This is a genomic window from Streptomyces zhihengii (assembly GCF_016919245.1).
Taxonomy (GTDB): Bacteria; Actinomycetota; Actinomycetes; order Streptomycetales; family Streptomycetaceae; genus Streptomyces; species Streptomyces zhihengii.
Window position 1 is genome coordinate 1,464,113 of the sequence record NZ_JAFEJA010000002.1, and the last position, 16,643, is coordinate 1,480,755.

15 protein-coding genes are annotated in these 16,643 nt (G+C 74.3%); 1 reads left to right on the forward strand and 14 read right to left on the reverse strand.

Going from position 1 to position 16,643, the window contains the following annotated elements:
• Positions 1–54: 54 nt before the first annotated feature.
• The 12 genes from JE024_RS33855 to JE024_RS33910 form a co-directional block, all read right to left on the reverse strand.
• Positions 55–1,272: an LLM class flavin-dependent oxidoreductase gene (locus JE024_RS33855; protein ID WP_205377696.1), complete on the reverse strand. Its 1,218-nt coding sequence runs from the start codon at positions 1,270–1,272 to the stop codon at positions 55–57.
• Positions 1,269–2,648: an NtaA/DmoA family FMN-dependent monooxygenase gene (locus JE024_RS33860; protein WP_244883357.1), complete on the reverse strand. Its 1,380-nt coding sequence runs from the start codon at positions 2,646–2,648 to the stop codon at positions 1,269–1,271. The genes JE024_RS33855 and JE024_RS33860 overlap by 4 nt, the downstream gene beginning before the upstream one ends.
• Positions 2,649–2,787: 139 nt before the next feature.
• The gene (locus JE024_RS33865) at positions 2,788–3,699 is read right to left on the reverse strand and encodes a fumarylacetoacetate (FAA) hydrolase (protein ID WP_205377697.1); all 912 of its coding nucleotides are present in this window, start codon (positions 3,697–3,699) and stop codon (positions 2,788–2,790) included.
• A gap of 119 nt (positions 3,700–3,818) precedes the next feature.
• A complete protein-coding gene (locus JE024_RS33870) occupies positions 3,819–5,114 on the reverse strand; it encodes a pyridoxal phosphate-dependent aminotransferase (RefSeq protein ID WP_205377698.1) in 1,296 nt (431 codons plus the stop codon).
• 68 nt (positions 5,115–5,182) lie between these two features.
• Positions 5,183–6,820: an AMP-binding protein gene (locus JE024_RS33875; protein ID WP_244883619.1), complete on the reverse strand. Its 1,638-nt coding sequence runs from the start codon at positions 6,818–6,820 to the stop codon at positions 5,183–5,185.
• 296 nt (positions 6,821–7,116) lie between these two features.
• Entirely contained in the window at positions 7,117–8,235 is a 1,119-nt protein-coding gene (locus tag JE024_RS33880; RefSeq protein ID WP_205377699.1) for a Glu/Leu/Phe/Val dehydrogenase dimerization domain-containing protein, read from the reverse strand.
• 94 nt (positions 8,236–8,329) lie between these two features.
• Positions 8,330–8,893 (reverse strand): type 1 glutamine amidotransferase, encoded by a 564-nt coding sequence (locus tag JE024_RS33885; protein WP_205377700.1) that lies wholly within the window; start codon positions 8,891–8,893, stop codon positions 8,330–8,332.
• A gap of 11 nt (positions 8,894–8,904) precedes the next feature.
• The gene (locus JE024_RS33890) at positions 8,905–9,699 is read right to left on the reverse strand and encodes an amino acid kinase family protein (RefSeq protein WP_244883359.1); all 795 of its coding nucleotides are present in this window, start codon (positions 9,697–9,699) and stop codon (positions 8,905–8,907) included.
• A 32-nt stretch (positions 9,700–9,731) separates the two neighbouring features.
• Positions 9,732–10,799, reverse strand: coding sequence for an N-acetyl-gamma-glutamyl-phosphate reductase (gene argC / locus JE024_RS33895; RefSeq protein ID WP_205377701.1), 1,068 nt, complete (start codon positions 10,797–10,799; stop codon positions 9,732–9,734).
• The gene (locus tag JE024_RS33900) at positions 10,796–11,647 is read right to left on the reverse strand and encodes an ATP-grasp domain-containing protein (RefSeq protein WP_205377702.1); all 852 of its coding nucleotides are present in this window, start codon (positions 11,645–11,647) and stop codon (positions 10,796–10,798) included. The genes argC and JE024_RS33900 overlap by 4 nt, the downstream gene beginning before the upstream one ends.
• A 1-nt stretch (position 11,648) precedes the next feature.
• The gene (locus JE024_RS33905) at positions 11,649–11,834 is read right to left on the reverse strand and encodes a lysine biosynthesis protein LysW (protein ID WP_147986172.1); all 186 of its coding nucleotides are present in this window, start codon (positions 11,832–11,834) and stop codon (positions 11,649–11,651) included.
• Between the two features lie 165 nt (positions 11,835–11,999).
• Positions 12,000–13,151, reverse strand: a complete 1,152-nt coding sequence (locus tag JE024_RS33910; RefSeq protein WP_205377703.1) for a hydroxymethylglutaryl-CoA lyase-like TIM-barrel protein — start codon at positions 13,149–13,151, stop codon at positions 12,000–12,002.
• Positions 13,152–13,389: 238 nt separating this feature from the next.
• On the opposite strand from JE024_RS33910, the gene JE024_RS33915 reads away from it, so the two are divergent.
• Positions 13,390–14,196: a maleate cis-trans isomerase family protein gene (locus tag JE024_RS33915; RefSeq protein ID WP_205377704.1), complete on the forward strand. Its 807-nt coding sequence runs from the start codon at positions 13,390–13,392 to the stop codon at positions 14,194–14,196.
• Positions 14,197–14,317: 121 nt separating this feature from the next.
• On the opposite strand, the gene JE024_RS33920 is transcribed toward JE024_RS33915, so the two are convergent.
• Positions 14,318–15,025 (reverse strand): response regulator transcription factor, encoded by a 708-nt coding sequence (locus tag JE024_RS33920; protein ID WP_205377705.1) that lies wholly within the window; start codon positions 15,023–15,025, stop codon positions 14,318–14,320.
• A gap of 32 nt (positions 15,026–15,057) precedes the next feature.
• Positions 15,058–16,239, reverse strand: coding sequence for an IS701 family transposase (locus JE024_RS33925; protein WP_205377706.1), 1,182 nt, complete (start codon positions 16,237–16,239; stop codon positions 15,058–15,060).
• Positions 16,240–16,643: the final 404 nt, after the last annotated feature.

The window sequence follows — 16,643 nt, forward strand, 5'->3', positions numbered from 1 at the left end:
GGCCCGCGCGGTGGCGGGCGCCGGAGCCCCGACCGGCTCCGGCACCCGCGCCCGTCAGCCCGCGGCGGGCACCGCGTAGCGGCTCGCCGGCCGGGCGAGCCCGAGGTGGCCGCGGAGCGTGGTGGAGGTGTACTCCGTCCGGAAGACCCCGCGCCGCTGGAGCTCCGGGACCAGCGTGCCGGTGACGGCCGACAGGTCGTGGGGGAGTGCCGCCGGGCGGAGGCGGAAGCCGTCGAGCCCCTCGGCGCGCCAGTCCTCCAGCAGATCGGCCAGTCCGGCCGCGGTGCCGGTGAAGACCGCGGCGTCGGAGGCGAGCGGCGCGCCGGCCAGGTCGTCCAGCCGGGCCGCGCGTTCCGCCGCGGCCGCCGCGGTGTCGCCGAGGACGACGACGAGGTCCGCGAACCGCTTCAGCGGCCGTGCGGCCAGGTCCCTGCCGGTGACCGCGACCGCCTCGTCCACCTCGGCGAGGATCCGGGCGACGCCCGCCCGGTCCCGCGGGGTGACGAACACGACGTCGGACGCCGTCGCCGCGAACTCGTACGGGGTCGAGGCGTGCGCGAGGCTCGCCACCACCGGCTGCCCCTGCGGGGTGCGCGGGACGATGGAGGGCCCCCGCACATGGAAGTGCGGGCCCTCGAAGTCGATGTGGTGGAGCTTGTCGCGGTCGATGAAGCGGCCCGACGCCGCGTCGCGTATCTCCGCGTCGTCCTCCCAGCTGTCCCACAGCCTGCGGGCCACCTCCACCGCGTCGGCCGCCTCCGCGAACAGCGGGCGCAGCCGCCGGGCGATGGCCTCCGGGTCGCGGATGTCGTCGTCGGTGAGCTGCGGTGTGGTGCGGCGGCCGAAGAGCGCGGCGTCCGAGGCACGCGAGGCTATCTGCGGACGCCAGCCGGCCCGGCCCTCGGACGCGTGGTCCAGGGTCGCGATGCCGATCCCCACGTGGAACGGCTCGGTGTGGGTCACGTTCGCCGTCGGCACCAGGCCGATGCGGTGGGTCACCGGGGCGAGCCGGGCCGCCAGCAGCACCGCGTCCACGGTGCCCCGCACCCGGTCGGTGCGGTCGTCGGGGCGGTGGAAGGGCTCGGACTGCGGGGCCAGGGTGTCCTCAAGGGTCACGAAGTCGAGCAGCCCGCGCTCGGCCTCGGTCACCAGGTCGGTCCAGTAGCCCGCGGAGAACAGCTCACCGGGCCGGGCGCCCGCGGCCCGCCAGGCGCCCGGGTGCCAGCCGGCCCCGTCCAGGGCGACGGCCAGATGGAACGGTGTGCCGGTCACGGCGTCTCCTTCGGCAGGCCGAGGCCCAGGTGGTCGCGGAGCGTGGGCCCCGTGTAGTCCTCGCGGTACACGCCCTTCTCCTGGAGCAGCGGCACCACACGGTCCACCACCTCGTCCAGGCCGTCGGGCGTCAGATGGGGCACCAGGATGAAGCCGTCGGCGCCGTCCGACTGCACGAAGTGGTCGATGCTGTCGGCGACCGTGCGCGGGCTGCCGACGAAGGTCTGGCCGCCGTGCACCTCGATCATCAGCTCACGGATGCTCAGTTCGCGTTCCCCGGCGATCTCGCGCCACCGCCGCGCGGTCTCCTCGCGGCCCTTGCGGAAGACCGAGTGGCCCTTGAGGATCAGCGACTCCGGTTCCGGGTCGACGTCCGGCAGCGGACCGTCCGGGTCGTAGGCGGACAGGTCCCGGCCCCAGACGCCCTCCAGATGCGCGATCGCGGTCTGCGGGCTCACCTGCTCACGGGTGATCTCGTCGGCGTAGGCCCGCGCCTCCTCGTCGGTGTCGGCGACGACGGCCGTGGCGGTCGGCAGGATCTTCAGGTCGTCGTGCGTCCTGCCGTAGGCGGCCAGCCGCCGCTTCACGTCCTCGTAGAACGGCCGGGCCTGCTCCAGGCTGCTGTACTTGCTGAAGATGACGTCGGCGTCGCGGGCCGCGAACTCCCGCCCGGCGTCGGACTCCCCGGACTGGATGATCACCGGGTGCCCCTGCGGCCCGCGGGGCGTGCCGAACCGGCCGGAGATGTCGAAGTGCTCCCCGTGGTGGGCGAACCGCCCCGCGCCCGGGCGGACGAACTCGCCCGATGAGGCGTCCGCCACGAGGTCGTCCTCGCCCCAGCTCGCCCACAGCTCCTTGGCGGTGGACAGGAACTCGGCCGCCCGGGTGTAGCGGTCCGCCTCGTCGAGGTAGCCGCCGCGGCGGAAGTTCTCCCCGGTGAAGGCGTCGTAGCTGGTGACCACGTTCCACGCGGTGCGGCCCTCGCTCAGCAGGTCCAGCGTCGCGAAGCGCCGGGCCACCTCGTACGGCTCGTTGAACGTGGTGTTCACGGTGGCTGCGAGACCGAGACGGCTGGTCACGGCGGCGAGCGCGGCGAGCATCGTCAGGTTCTCGGGCCGTCCGACCACGTCGAGGTCGTACACCTGTCCCTTGTGCTCGCGCAGCCGGAGCCCCTCGGCCAGGAAGAAGAAGTCGAACTTCCCCCGCTCCGCCGCGCGCGCGAGCCGGATGAACGAGTCGACGGCGATCTGGCTCTCGGACCGCGGGTCCGTCCAGACGGTCACGTTGTGGATGCCGGGCAACTGCACCGCGAGGTGCACCTGCTTGGCCTGCCCCGCGCGGGGCGGCGGCTGTCCGGCGTTCGATCCGGCGGGCACGATGGGGCTCCTTCACTCCAGGAGGCCGGCCCCCGGGGGCCGGCCGGTCGACGTCGAGCCTGCCTGGGCGGGCACCGGCCTGCCCAGGCCAACCGGCCCTGTTTCATGAGCTGTTCACGCCGCCGAAGCGACGCCGCGCTCAGGCCGGCGGCGGCGACACATACGCCACCGGGTTCTCGAACGCCACACCGTGGCTCTTCACGTCGATGGCGATCCGGTCGCCGTCGGCGATCCGGAACCCGTCGTGGAAGCTCGCCTCGTCGGCCCCCAGGAGCACGTAGTTGACCAGCCCCGGCCGCCGCACCGCGGGGAACGAGAACAGATGCGCCGCCATGTCCCGGATCCGGAAGTACAGCGCGTCGTCGCCGCAGTCGAAGCTCCCCTCCCAGGCGGTGGCCCCGTCCCGGGTGATGGTGACCCGCCCGGTGACCGTGCGCGGCGGCTCGCCGAGGAACAGCCAGGGGGTGAGCGCGGTGTCGCACAGCTTGCAGTACGGGTTGTAGCCCGGGTCCTTGCGGTGCAGCCCGATGTCGCAGAGGTCGTTGCCGAAGGTGTAGCCGGCGTAGTGCGGGTTGCCGTCCTCGTCGTTGACGTAGACCAGCGCCACCTCGGGCTCCTCGATCAGGGCGATCGGGTTCGCCGGCACGTTCAGCGTCTCGCCGGGCAGCCGCACCCAGTCGCCGAATCCCTTGAAGAACCACTTCGGCGGCTCGAACTCGCCGCCCTCCGGCGCGGACGCGCCGCCCCACTTCTTCTTGTGGGTCCCCATGAAGCCGCTCAGCAGGGCCGCCCCGCTCCGCGCGGGCAGCAGCGGCGGCAGCAGCCGGACCTCCGGGTCGCCGGCCGTGACGGTGACCTCCTCGGCGCCCTCGGTGACGGCGGCCCGCACCGCCCCGGGCGAGCCGTCCGTGGTCACGAAGATCTCCGCGAGCCGCCCCTCGGGGACCCGGTACAGGGTCTGCGGCGTGCCCGGCTCCGGCCTGCCGAAGCCGACGTGCCGCTCGCCCCGGTACAGGGCCTCGAAAAGGGTCGGAAGGGTCGGAAGGGACATGGGACCAGTCCTCCTGGTGATGGTGGGAACAGCGGTTGCGGTGCGGCGGGTTCGGCCCGCCCGGCGGCGGGTCCGGTCCGGTGCCGCACGTGGGCGGGACCGGGGAGGGAGGGTGCGGCTCAGGGGCGGCGGGCGGCCGGGCCCGGGCCGGCGGCCAGGTCGGCGAGGGCCTCGCCGGCCCAGGCGACGGCCCCGGCGATCCACGGCAGCGCCAGCGGATCGGGCGCGGCCAGCGCCGCCAGCCGCTGCCCGTCGTCCGCGCCGTACAGCCGGCTGGTGGCCAGCCGGACGCGCAGCGACCCCGCCGGCTCGCCGAAGGCACTCCCCGGCAGGACGCCCACGCCGTGGCGCTCGCCCAGGAACCGGGCGACGCCGTCGCCGTCGTGCACCCCGTGCGCGGCGGCCAGCCGGTCGCGCAGCGGGGCGAAATCGGGATAGAGGTAGCAGGTCGCGGCGACCGGGGCGAGCGCCGCGCCCGCCGCGACCAGGTGCCCGGCGACCGCGCGCACCACCGTCCCGTGCAGCCGGCGGGCCGCCGCGACCTGCGCGATCACCTCCGGCGGCTCGCCGAACGCGTACGCCGCGGCCGACTGCACCGGCGCGGGCGGGCTGGACCAGATCTGGCTGGCGACCGACACCAGCCGGGTGCCGAGCTCCCGGCCGGCCTCGCCGTCCGGCAGCCTGGCCACCCCGGTGCGCCAGCCCCCGAGCGCGAGGTTCTTCGTCAGCCCGCAGGTCACCACCGTCCGCTCCGGCGCGTACCGGGCCGGTGAGTGGGCGGGCGCCGACGTGTCGTAGACCAGGTCGCAGTAGATCTCGTCCGACACCACCACCAGGTCGAGCTCCCTCGCCGCCTCGGCGAGCGCCCGCACCGTGTCCGGCGGCGCGACCGTGCCGGTGGGGTTGTCCGGCACCGTCACCACGACCGCCCGGGGATCCCGGCCCGCCCGCCGCGCCGCCGTGACCGCCTCGCGCAGCAGTTCCGGATCGGGCACCCCGCCCTCGCCCGGCCGGGTCGGCACCGGGAGGGGCTCCGCCCCCGCCAGCCGTGCCTGCGCCCCGTAGCTCACCCAGCCCGGCACGGGGACGGCGACGTCGCCGCCGATCGCCAGCAGCAGCGCGAACAGCAGCGGTTTGCTGCCCGGCCCGGCCACCACCTGACCGGGGTCGGTGGCGAGCCCGCGCCGCCGCCAGTACCCGGCGGCCGCGGCCCGCAGCTCCGGGCTGCCGGGCACCGGCCCGTAGGCGTTCTCGCCCGCGGCGGCGGCGAGCCGCTCCCGCAGGGCGGGGAGCACCGGCAGGCCGATCTCCCCGCTGGCCATGGACAGGACACGCTCCCCGGCCGCCCGCCGGCGCGCCAGCGCCTCGTCGGCGGCGAGCGTGGCCGACATGGGGACCGGTGTGGACACAGGCATCTCAGGGCTCCTGGGAGTGAGGGCGGGCGATCGGTCGCGGGTGTTCCCGGGCGAGCCGGGCACGGGCGTCAGGCGCCCGGCGGCCCGGCGTACCGCTCGCGCAGTGCCACCTTGCGGACCTTGCCCGTCAGCGTCTTGGGCAGCACGGGCAGCGACTCCACCCGGTCCGGCAGGAAACGGTCCCCGTGGCCCGCCGCCAGCAGGTGCGCGCGGACCTCGTCGAGCGTCGGCCCCTCGCCGTCCCGCGGGACCACCACCGCGACGATCACCGACGACGCGCCCGGCCCGTCCGGATCCAGGCCGACGACGGCGGCCTCCACGGCCCGGGGGTGGCTGCCGATCACCGCCTCCAGCTCGGTCATCGGGGCGACGTGCCCGTCCCGGACGATCGCGTCACGGGCCCGGCCGACGATGCGGATGCCGTCGTGACCGTCCTCGCGGGCCAGGTCGCCGGTGTCGAACCAGCCGTCCGCGGTGAACTCCGCCGCGAAGACCTCCTCGCGCCGGTAGTAGCCCAGCGCCAGCGACGCGCCGCGCACCCGGAGCCGGCCGACGCCGCCGCCCACCGGCCCGCCGTCCCCGACGCCCTCCGCGTCGACCCGGACCTCCATCGCCTCGATGGTCCGGCCGTTGCTGTGCGCCGCCCGGTCCTGGGGGTCGTCGGGGCGGGTCATGGTGACGGGGCCGTTCTCCGACATGCCCCACAGCGAGTGGGCGCGCGCGCCGAGCGTCTCGTGCACCTCGTCCGCCAGCGCGGCGAGCACGGGCGCGGACCCGATCACCACGTGCCGCAGGGTGCTCGTGTCGCGCTTCACCTCCCGCTGGGACGCCGCGACGTCCGCCAGGGTGGCCGGCGGCCCGTAGAGCAGCGTCGCCCCGTAGCGCTCCACCAGGTCCAGCAGGGCCTCGTTGCGCCGTTCGTCCTGGAAGGCGACCGTGCCGCCGAGCAGGGTGCCGGCGAGGACGCCCTGCGCGAAGCCCGAGTAGTGCACCAGCGGTGTGGACACCGCGGCGACCCAGTCGCCGTCCAGCCCGAAGGCGTCCGCGTAGCCGCGGACCGCGGAGTGCACGGTGTTCTGGCTGTGCAGCACGCCCTTGGACTCGCCCGTGGTCCCGGAGGTGAACAGGACCACGAACGGCTCGTCGGGCCCGAGCGCCAGTCCGGCGAGCTCACCGGCGCGCCGGTCCTCGTCCGCCGGGGCCACGAAGCGCTCGTGGAAGGAGTGGGCGCCCTCCGGCACCGGGCCGTCCACGACGACCACATGGTCGAGGGTGTCCAGCTCGGCGCGGAGCCGCACGCCGATCGCGGCGAGGCCGGTCCCCGACCACTGCGGCTGGGTGACGAACACCCGGGCCCGGGTGAGGCCGAGGCGGTGCCGCAGCTCCTCCTCCGGGCAGATCGGCGAGATCGGGCAGATCACGGCGCCGATCCGCGCGGCGGCGAAGATCAGGGGCACCATCTCCCACCGGTTGGGGAGCTGCACGGCCACGAAGTCGCCGCGCCGGACGCCCAGGTCGAGCAGGGCCAGGGCGAAGCGGTCGGTCAGCCGCGCCAGTTCGGCCCAGTCCAGGGTGTCGGTGCGGGACTCGGCGACCCGCCGGGCCGCGACGGCGAGCCGGTGGGGCCGCTCCCGCGCCTGCCGGAACAGGTCGTCGAGGAACGTCTCCTCCCGCCACCACCCCCGGCGCCGGTACTCCGCCGCCACCTCGGCCGGGACGCGAGGCCCCGGGCCGGCGCCCGCTGCCCCGTCCGGGGCCGCCCGGCCCGGGGCGCCGGGCAGGGGCGCGGCGCCCCGTTCGCCTGCGGCGCCCCGTCCGGTCCCGGCGTCCGAGGCCGCTCCGTCCGCGGGGAGCGCCGCCTCGTCACCGCGCGGCGCGTCCCCGGCCGGGGACGGCCCGTTCCCCGCCCGGGCCACGGGGGTCCGGTCCGCCGTGTCACCACGGACCGCACCCTCGTCCGGGACGGTCCGGCCCCCGGTACCGGGCCTTGCCGGTGCCGCCGTCACCGGCGCTCCTTGCGGCGTGCCGCGAGCAACTCCGGCAGGGGGTCGCCCGCGCTCGACGCCGCGATCTCCAGCAGATCGCGGGTGTTCTGCCGCACCCGGTCGCCGACCCAGTCGAAGACCCACGCCTTGCGGGCCCCGGCCGCCAGGTCGAAGGGCACCACCCGGGTGACGGCCAGCGCCGCCGACGCCGCGCCGCCGATGTTGGCGATCACCCCGGGCACCAGCACGGCCCCCGCCGCCCGCACCTTCTCCTTCGCCTCCGCGCCGGAGGCGAGGTTGGCGCCCTCCACGACCAGCCGGGCCCGCAGCCGGTGCGCGTTCTCGGCGTTCACCGCGTGCTTCTGCGCGGCGAGGATCAGCAGGTCGGCGTCGACGTCCAGCCAGGCGTCCGGCTCGGACGACAAGGTCACGTCCTGCGGCAGCCGCGACCGGTCGATCCGGCCGTACTCGTCGGTGATCGCGACCAGGTCGGCCACCGGGATGCGCTCCGCGCTGACGGTGCCCTCGATGTCGGCGACACCGACCACCACATGGCCCCGGTCCTCCAGGAACCGGGCCACCGCCCGGCCCACCGCGCCGAAGCCCTGGACGACCACCCGGGCGGGACCGGTGCGGCCACTCGCCTCCAGCGCCGTCACCGCCGCGACGCCGACACCGTGTCCGGTGGCGTCGATCAGCGGCTCGTAGTAGGTGCGCCAGTCGACGGGCATGTCCGGGGCACCGAGCCGGTAGCGGGGGTCGTAGCCCGCCGCGTCGAAGAACACGGCACGGTCGGCGGGGGTGACGCCCATGTCGATGCCCAGGTGGATGCCGCCGTGCAGCAGCGGCTTGACGGTCCTGCCGAAGGTGCGGAAGGTCTCCTCGCGGTCCGCGTCGTCGGCGACGATGCCGGCCTTGGCGCCGCCGATGGGCAGCCGGGCGAGCGTGAACTTGTCCGTCATGTCGCGGGCGAGGCCCGCCACTTCCTCCTCGGTGACACCGGCCGTCCGCCGGGTGCCGCCCATCGCCAGGCCGTCGTACAGCGAGTCGACGACCACCCAGCCCCTGATCGAACCTCCGCTGCCGTTCAGGGAGACGGTGAACGCCGGCTCCTGCGGGCTGTCCTGATCACTCATTGCCAAGTCCTTCCCCGCACATGGGACATGTGCGACACGAGGGGGTGTGTACGAAGAACGCCGGTGACGGGCCGGCGGGGTGGGCGCGGGCGCGTCACCGGTAGAGCTGGGCGAAGCCGCGCAGGATCTCCAGGCCGTCGGAGCGGAACTCCAGATGCGCCTGGGACCCGAGGATCCGGCCGTCGTCGGACCGCAGGAACTCGACGGGGGCGTGTTCGGAGCGGCCGATGGAGCGGAAGCCCTCGGGGGCCTCCTGGAGGTAGAGGGTGTGCCGGTGGAAGACGGTCACGGTCGGTTTCACATGGGTGAAGAGCGGTTCCTCCTTGTCGACCTGGACCTCGAAGCCGCCGACCCGCTGGGGGCCGTCGGCGAGCCGCCCGCCGGCCGACACGGCCAGGATCTGCATGCCGCCGCAGATCCCGAAGACCGGTACGTCGCTGCTGTGGACGAGGTCGATCAGCGGCCGGTAGTAGTCGGTGTCGTACGCCCGGACCTTGGTGCCGCTGAGCACGACGGCCTGGTAGCGGCCGCCGAGCCGTGCCGGGACGGACGCGGCGTCGACGGCGTCCGTGTCCGAGCCCAGTTGCTCGAAGCGGGCGCGGAGCTGGGGGAGGGAGAGCGTGCCGTTGTCGACGACCAGCACACGGGGTTGCGCCACGGTCCAGCTCCTCAGGTCTGCGGGGTTCGGGTGATGACGGTGCCGGTGCGGCCCGCCAGCAGGTCGGTGACGGACGCGCTGCCGAGCACCACCCGCCGGACGCCGCCGTCGAGGGCCTCACCGGCGGCCCGCAGCTTCTTGCGCATCCCGCCCGTCGCCCCCTTGTCGCGGAAGGCCGCGGCCTGTGCGGCGCCGATCTCGCGCACCGGTTCGCCGTCGACCAGCAGATGGGCGACATCGGTGACGAGCACCAGGTCGGCCGCGCCGGTGGCCCCGGCGACGGCCGCCGCGGCCCGGTCCGCGTCGGTGTTGACCTCCCGGCCGGCGGCGTTCCGGGCGAGCGGGGTGACGAGATACGCGTGGCCCGGGCGGAGGTTCTTCAGGGCCGCCGGGTCGACCCCGGTGATCGGCCCGACCAGGTTCTCCAGCTCCACGAGCCGCTTCTCGCGCCACCACCAGCGTTCGGCCTCGCCCGCGGCGACGAGTCCGTCGCTGCCGAGCAGCCGCTCCGCGGTGATCCCGCGCCGGTCGAGCCGTCCGAGGACGTCCTCGGCCAGCGCCGCGCTCACCGTCCTGATGTCCTCGATCACCTCGGGTGTGGTCCACCTGCTCTGGTTGCCGTAGCGGTCGCGCAGGACCGCGGACGGCTCGCTGTAGCGCGGACGCAGCCGCTTCAGCGGCTTGGACCAGCCGTGCACCAGCACCAGCGGGCGCTCGCGGCCGTACGCGGCCAGGTCGTCCCACCAGGCGCCGTCGAGATCGTCCAGGCAGCTTCCGCCGAGCTTCACCACGGTCGGTGTGCTCACGCCGCTCACGCCGCCGTCACCGGGCGCGCCGCTCACGCCGGCATCACCGGGTGCATCGTCAGGCCCGTCTCCACGGGCAGTCCGAAGCGCAGGTTCGCGGCCTGGACGGCCTGCCCCGCCGCGCCCTTGACGAGGTTGTCCAGGGCGGCGAGGACCACGATCCGGCCGTCCTCCTCGTCGTGCAGCACGGTCACGTCGCAGTAGTTGGAACCGAGCACGGCCTGCGGGTCGGGCACCGGGATCAGCGTCTCGTCGTGCCTGCGCACCCGGACGAACGGATGCCCCTTGTAGAACCGCAGGTACGCCCGCTGGAGTTCGCGCTGGTCGACCTCCTGGTCGGTGAAGACGTAGCTGCTGGTGAGCAGCCCGCGGACATGGGAGACGCCGTACGCGGACATGGTGAGCGAGCCGACCGGTCCGGCGCCCTCGCGCTCCAGGAAGTCCCGCACCTCGCCCGCGTGCCGGTGCCCGGTCGGCGCGTACGGGGCGATGGCCCCGTTGCGGTACGGGTGCAGGTCGGTGGTGCGGAGTTGGAGACCGCCGCCGCTGGAACCGCTCTTGCCGTCGATCACCACCGTCCGCAGATCGAGGCCGAGGCCGAGGGCGAGCGGTGCCAGGCCGAGGGTGATCGCGGTGGCGTAGCAGCCGGGCAGCGAGATCAGGGACGCGTCCGCGAGCCGGTCGCCGACGAGCTCCGGCACGCCGTAGACGAAGCGCTCCGCGAGGTCGGGCCGGCGCTGCACCTTCGGGTACCAGCGCTGGTGCAGCTCGGGGGTGCGGATGCGGAACGCGCCGCTGAGGTCGATCACGGCGGGCACCCGGTCGGCGAGCAGCGCGGCGAGTTCGGCGGACACCGGCGCCGGGGTGGCGAGGAAGACCACGTCCAGTTCGCCGGCGATCTCCTCGGTCACCGGGCGCACGGTGAGGCCGTTCAGTCCTAGGCGGAGCCCGGGGTGCAGCTCGGCCGGCCGGCGGCCGATGTGGGAGGAGCCGCCGAGGAAGGCGAGTTCCAGACCGGGGTGCTGGGTGATCAGGCGGAGGAGTTCGCCGCCGGCGAGGCCGGAGGCGCCGACCACCCCCGCGCGGATGGGGCGCGTCATACGAGCAGCTCCTGGAGGTAGCGGCCGACGGCCGACGGGACGTCGGCCCCTGTCGCGGAGGCCACCGCGCGGAACGCGGGTGCGTGGTTGACCTCGTTGACGACGAGGCCGTCGGGGGTGGCGAAGAGGTCGACCCCGTAGATCCCGGGGCCGAGTTCGTCCACCACCCCGTCGACGATCTTGAGGACTTCGGGGTCGTGGGCGACGGCCCGGCTGCTGTTGCCGAGCGCCGCGTTGTTGCGCCAGTCGGTGCCGCCGCTCGCGAACTCGGCCGCGGCCACCAGCTCCCGCCCGACGACCAGGCAGCGCACCGAGGTGCCGCCGCCGATGTAGGGCTCCACGAGGCAGGCCTGCTCGAAGGCGTGCCCGAGGTCCTCCACGTAGTCGTACACGGACGCGGCGAGGTCGGGGTCGCGCAGCAGCGTGACCCGTTTGCCCATGCCGCCGAAGACGGGCTTGAGCACCAGCGGCAGTTCGAGCTCCGCCAGCGCCCGCTCGAAGTCCGGACGGGACAGCGCCAGCCGGAAGTCCGGCACGGGTACGCCCGCCCGGCGCAGCGCCGCGCGCAGCACCGCCTTGTTCTCGCAGGTGTGGATGGCGTGCGCCGAGTTGAGGACGCGTATCCCGGCGGCCTCGGCGAGCGTGGCGATCAGCCCGCCGCGGGTGTAGCTGCGGCTGCGCAGCAGCACCGCGTCGTAGCCGGCCAGGGAGGGCGCGGAGGGGTCGCCCAGGCTCAGCGACTCGTCGTTGACCCACTCGATGCGCAGACCGTGCGCGGGGGCGGCCTCGATGAGGCGCCGTTCCTCCCAGGCGATCCGGTCCGCGACGACGGCGATGGCGACGGTCATGTCACTGGCCCCAGTCGCGAAGCTGCACCTCGACCATCCGCAGGCTGAGCACGCCTTCCCGGACGGCCTCCACGCGCAGGGTGAGGATGCACTCGGGGCACGAGAGGGTCTCGCCCTCCACGACCGGCGGGACGGTCAGACCGGTCTCGCACTCGGGGCAGGTTCCGGTCAGGGTGGCGGTGGTCATGGAAGGCACTCCTGTTCGATGGGGTCGCGCGGTGGGGGGCGCGTGATGGGGTCGGGCGATGAGGTCGCGCGGTGGGGGCGCGTGGTGGGTTCACGCGGTGGGTTCGTGCGGTGGTTCGTGACGGGGTCGGGCGGTGGGTTCGTATGGGGCGTGGGCGGAGGGGCGTCAGGCGGCCTGGAAGTCGATGGCCGCCTTGCGGATCGCGTCGCGGTCCAGCAGCGATGCGCCGTCGCGCGCCTGGCGCGCGGCCAGCCACGGGGTGAACGCGTCCGGGTCGACGAAGACGCCCGAACCGTCGAGCGCCCACTTCACGAGCGCCGGCGTCAGCCTGCTGCGCACCCTCAGCTCCCGGGTGTTGCCGACCAGTTCGGCGGGCAGCGTCTCGTACGCCTCCGGGTTGACGAGCTGACCGGGCAGTTCGTAAGCGAAGGCGTGCTCCGTCGTCGGCCCGGACTGGAAGGACTCCCCGAGACCGGCGCCCCGCAGCGCCACCCGGGAGAGCTCGGTGAGGTGGCTCAGGTCGAACCGGGTGTCGCCGTGGATCACCCGCAGCGAGGTCAGCAGTTCCGCGAGCGGGGCGTTCCCGCCCCGCTCGCCGATGCCGCCGACCGTGGCGGAGATCCACCGCGCGCCGGCGCGCACCGCGGCCAGCGAGTTGGCCACGGCCATGCCCAGCATGTTGTGGGAGTGGATCTCGATCTCCGAGCCGTCGATCGCCGTGAGGTCGCCGACGACCTCCTCCATCTGCCACGGCGAGAGGTAGGCGACGGTCTCCGCGAGCCGGAAGCGGTCCGCCCCGGCCGCGAACCCCGCCTCCACATAGGGCACCAGGCGCTCCCTGGGGGTGCGGGCGCCGTCCTCGCCGCTGAAGGTGACGTGGAAGCCGCGCTCCTTGGCCTCGGTGATCGCGGCGCGGGCCAGGGACTGGAGGAACTTCGGGCTGGGCGAGCCCAGCTTCAGCCGGGCGTGCTGCTCGGAGGTGGGGATGGAGTACATGATGTGGCGCACCCCGAGCCGCAGCGCCTCGTCGAGCGCCTGCACGACCTGCCGCCGGTCACGCACCACGACCAGGGTCATGCTGCGCTCGGGGGTCACGGCCTCGTGGACGGCGCCGACGAGCGGGGCGTCCTTGGAGCCCGGTCCGGAGACCATGCCCACCTCGACCAGTTCGACGCCCGTGCGCACCAGCAGATCCGCGATCACGGCGGCGTCCCCGGGGCCGAACTCGACACCCGCCATGTGCGCCGAATCCCGCAGCGTCGCGTCGGAGACGCGCGGCGCGACCGGTGCCTCGTCCGGTATTTCCTTGGCTGCCATGGCCATCACTCCTCATTCGGGAAAGTGGTCGGTGAACCGCGTCGGAAAGGGTTCGGCGGGCGGTGATCACCACGATCCGGCGAATCGCCCCCGGAAACAAGGGAATCCGGGTCAGATGTGTGTGGGGGAGTGTCAAGGAATGTCAGGAACGAAAGGGCGCGCAAAGGGCGTGTGTGCGGCATGTCTTTTCCCGGCCGTACTCGTGACGCCGTCGCGCACGCGGTCCTAGCGTGCCGTCATGGACCTTTTCTCGCTGCCACGGCTAGGAGTCGTCGTCCCGCCGGAGAACCCCACGGCGGAACCGGAGTTCAACCATCTGCTCGGCACCGGACTGAACGTCTACACCGCCCGTTTCCCGACCACGCCCGGCCTCGGCCTCCGGCGGATGCTGGAGACCTACAACGAGGTGCTCCCCGACACCCTGGGCGACTTCGGCGGCCTGCGCCTGGACGCCACGGTGGTGGCGTGCAGCGCCTCGCACTACCTGCTGGACCCGGCCGGCGACCGCGCGTTCTGCGAGGAGCTGTCGGTGCGGGTGCGCCATCCGGTGCGGTCCTCCACCCAGGCCGTCCTCGCGGCCTGCGAGGCCCTCGGCGTCAGCCGGCTGACACTCGTCTCGCCCTACGAGCCCTGGCTCACCGACGTCTCCCGCGCCTACTGGGAGCGGGCCGGCCTCACCGTCGACGGCGTCGTCCTCGTCCCGGCGGGCCGCACCCCCGAGGGTGCGGAGCACTACGACCCGTACGCCGTGGGACTGCCGAGCCTGCGCGAACGCCTCCGCGCCCACCTGGGCGGACGGCGCCCGCCCGTGGACAGCGCGCTGCTGTTCACCGGTACGGGGATGGCCACCCTCGCCGCACTCCACGAACTCGCCCGCGAGGAGCCGGCCCGGGTGCTGCTGACCTCCAACCTGGCCTCCGCCTGGTGGGCCCGCCGGGTCACGGGCACCCGCGGCGGCCAGGTGCATCCGCTGCTGCGCAGGCTGGACGCCGGGGATCCGCCGGGCGGCCTGACGGCCGGGCGACCGCGAGGCGCGACGGCCTGACCGCCTGACCGCCTGACGGCGCGACGGCCTGACGGCCAGGCGGCCCGACGCGCTGACGGCACGACGGCCCGTCGCCACGGTGTCCCGCGGCCGGGCGCTCCGGTCGCCCGGGGCGCCCGGCTCACATCTCCGCGGCGAACGCCGCCTCCGCCGGCTCGGGGGAGCGGCGGGCGACGGCCATCCGGTAGCCGACCCCGCGGACGGTGACGATCCAGCGGCTGCACCCGAGTTTCGCCCGCAGGGTGCTCACATGAGTGTCGATCGTGCGGCTCGTCGGCCCCCAGTCGCTTCCCCAGACCTTCGACATCAATTCCTTCCGGGAAACCACCGTCTCGTGATTCGAGGCGAGAAGGTAGAGCAGCTCGAATTCCTTCGACGTCACGTCGATCAGCCGGTCGCGCAGCCGCACCTCCCGGGTGCGCGGATCGATGTGCAGCGGCCGCAGGGAAATGGCCTCGGAATGCGCGGGGCCGCGGCGCGAGCGGCGCAGTACCGCTTCGACGCGCGCGCCTATCTCACGGAATCCCCAGGTCTGCGCCACACAGTCGTCCGCACCCGCCTTGAGGGCGAGCACCCGCTCCAGTTCGTCGTCGCGACGGGTGAAGGCGATCAGCGGAATGTCGCTCGCCGCCCGCAGGGTGCGGCACACCTCGATCCCGTCGACATCGGGCAACTCCAGGGAGAGCAGCACCAGATCGGCCTCACGGTACGCGTGCAGCGCGTGCGCGCCGGTGCCCACACTGCGGGCCGCGTACCCCTGGCGGCGCAGATCGCGCACCATCGCGTCGGCGGCCGATGTCTCCCGTTCCACCACGAGAACGTTTCTCACTGCTCAGGACCCTTCCTCTTCCCTGTTCGCCCTCAGCCCGCGGCCCGGGCCGCGGTGGCGCCCGGGCCGCCGTGGAGGTGGTGGTAGACGTACGCGGCCGAGGCCATGGTCATGTGGTGGTGCCAGCCGGGGAACGAACGTCCCTCGAAGTCCAGCACGCCGAATCGTTCCCGCAACTCGCCGACGGCCGCCCGGAGCGTGGCACGACCGCGCATCGCCAGCAGCACCTTCTCCACGCACCGGTCGCCCGGGGAGGTGATCCAGTACCTGCCCGGCTGACGACCCGTCGGGTCGACGACCTCCAGCAGCCGGTAGCCGTGGGCGCCGGACACACCGTCCGTGCCCCGCCGCCGGGGCAGCCGGACGGTGCCGGCGTAGGTGTGGACGGTCACCGCGCGGTGCCGCCCGTCCGCCGTGTCACGTGTCATCACGGAGGGACGGCGGGACCGGCGCTGCTCGAAGAGGCCCGCGACCGTGGTCACCGTCGGGGCCCGGTGGCCGCTGATCACCACCTGGCCGGGGTCCACCTCGCACACCAGGTCCGAGGTGTGCCGGGCGAGCCCGGCCAGCACCCCGCCGGCGTCGTGGCCACGGGTCAGGTCCAGGGCCCAGGGCAGCCGCGGCAGCAGCGGATGGGCCGTCACCTGGGCCGCGTGGTCGACGACATGGGCGCTCGCCTGCCGCGCCGTCTCGTGCGCCGGCACCCGGGCCCGCAGCCGGCGGTCGCGGTCCCGCCCCCAGACGCCGTCGAGGACCAGGCTCCAGTCGACCGGGTGGCAGTGGGCGTCGGTGACCAGGAAGAGGCCCACCGCGCGCTGTGCGTTGACGGTGCGCCCGGTCACCGGGTCGGTCACCCGGTGCACCCCCACCGAGTGCTCCCCGCGCTTGGGAATGACCAGCTCCGCCACCGTCCAGGCGTGCGGCGCCGCATCGGCGGCGACCCACTGGGCGAGCCGCCGGCGCACCGGCTCCCACGCCCAGGTGCTGGCGTTGACGAACTGGTGCAGACCGTGCGCCGCCGCGGGCGGTAAGCGGTCCGTCCGCGCCATGTTGCGGGGTGTCTTCTTCCCGGGCGAGTGCAGAAGACCGTGCAGGTACGCCCGCGCCCAGCGGCGCTGCTCCACCCGGTGCAAGGGGCCGAAGACCTCCGTCAGAAACGCCTGCTGCTGTGCGCTCTCGTCCGGCACGGCACTGTGCCCGGTGTGTGACGCCATGGAACGCCCCCCTCGTCGTACCTCCCCCGGCCCCGCCCCGCGGGACGGATGCCTGACGCTTCGGACGAGGCACAAAAGTACCTGCTCCCTGCACAATTTCACGGGGAGCGCCCCGACTTAGCGACTTCCGCCTCCGACCTGCGCAAACGCCGCTTCGAGGGGGGAGTGAAGGGAGTGTTCACGGAGCGCGGGCGATGCCTGCGCGCGCCGGCGCCGAACACCCCTTCGACCCGCTGCCACCTGGGATCCGGCACCTTGCGGGGACCCGCCGGACGGCCGTCCTCCGAGGGGCCGCCGGTTTGTGTCAACAGCTCGTGAACAACCACCCGGCACACCGCCGAGCCCCCGTACCTCCCGGCCCGGCCGGGAGGTACGGGGGCTCGGCGCGCGGCCCGCGCGGCCGG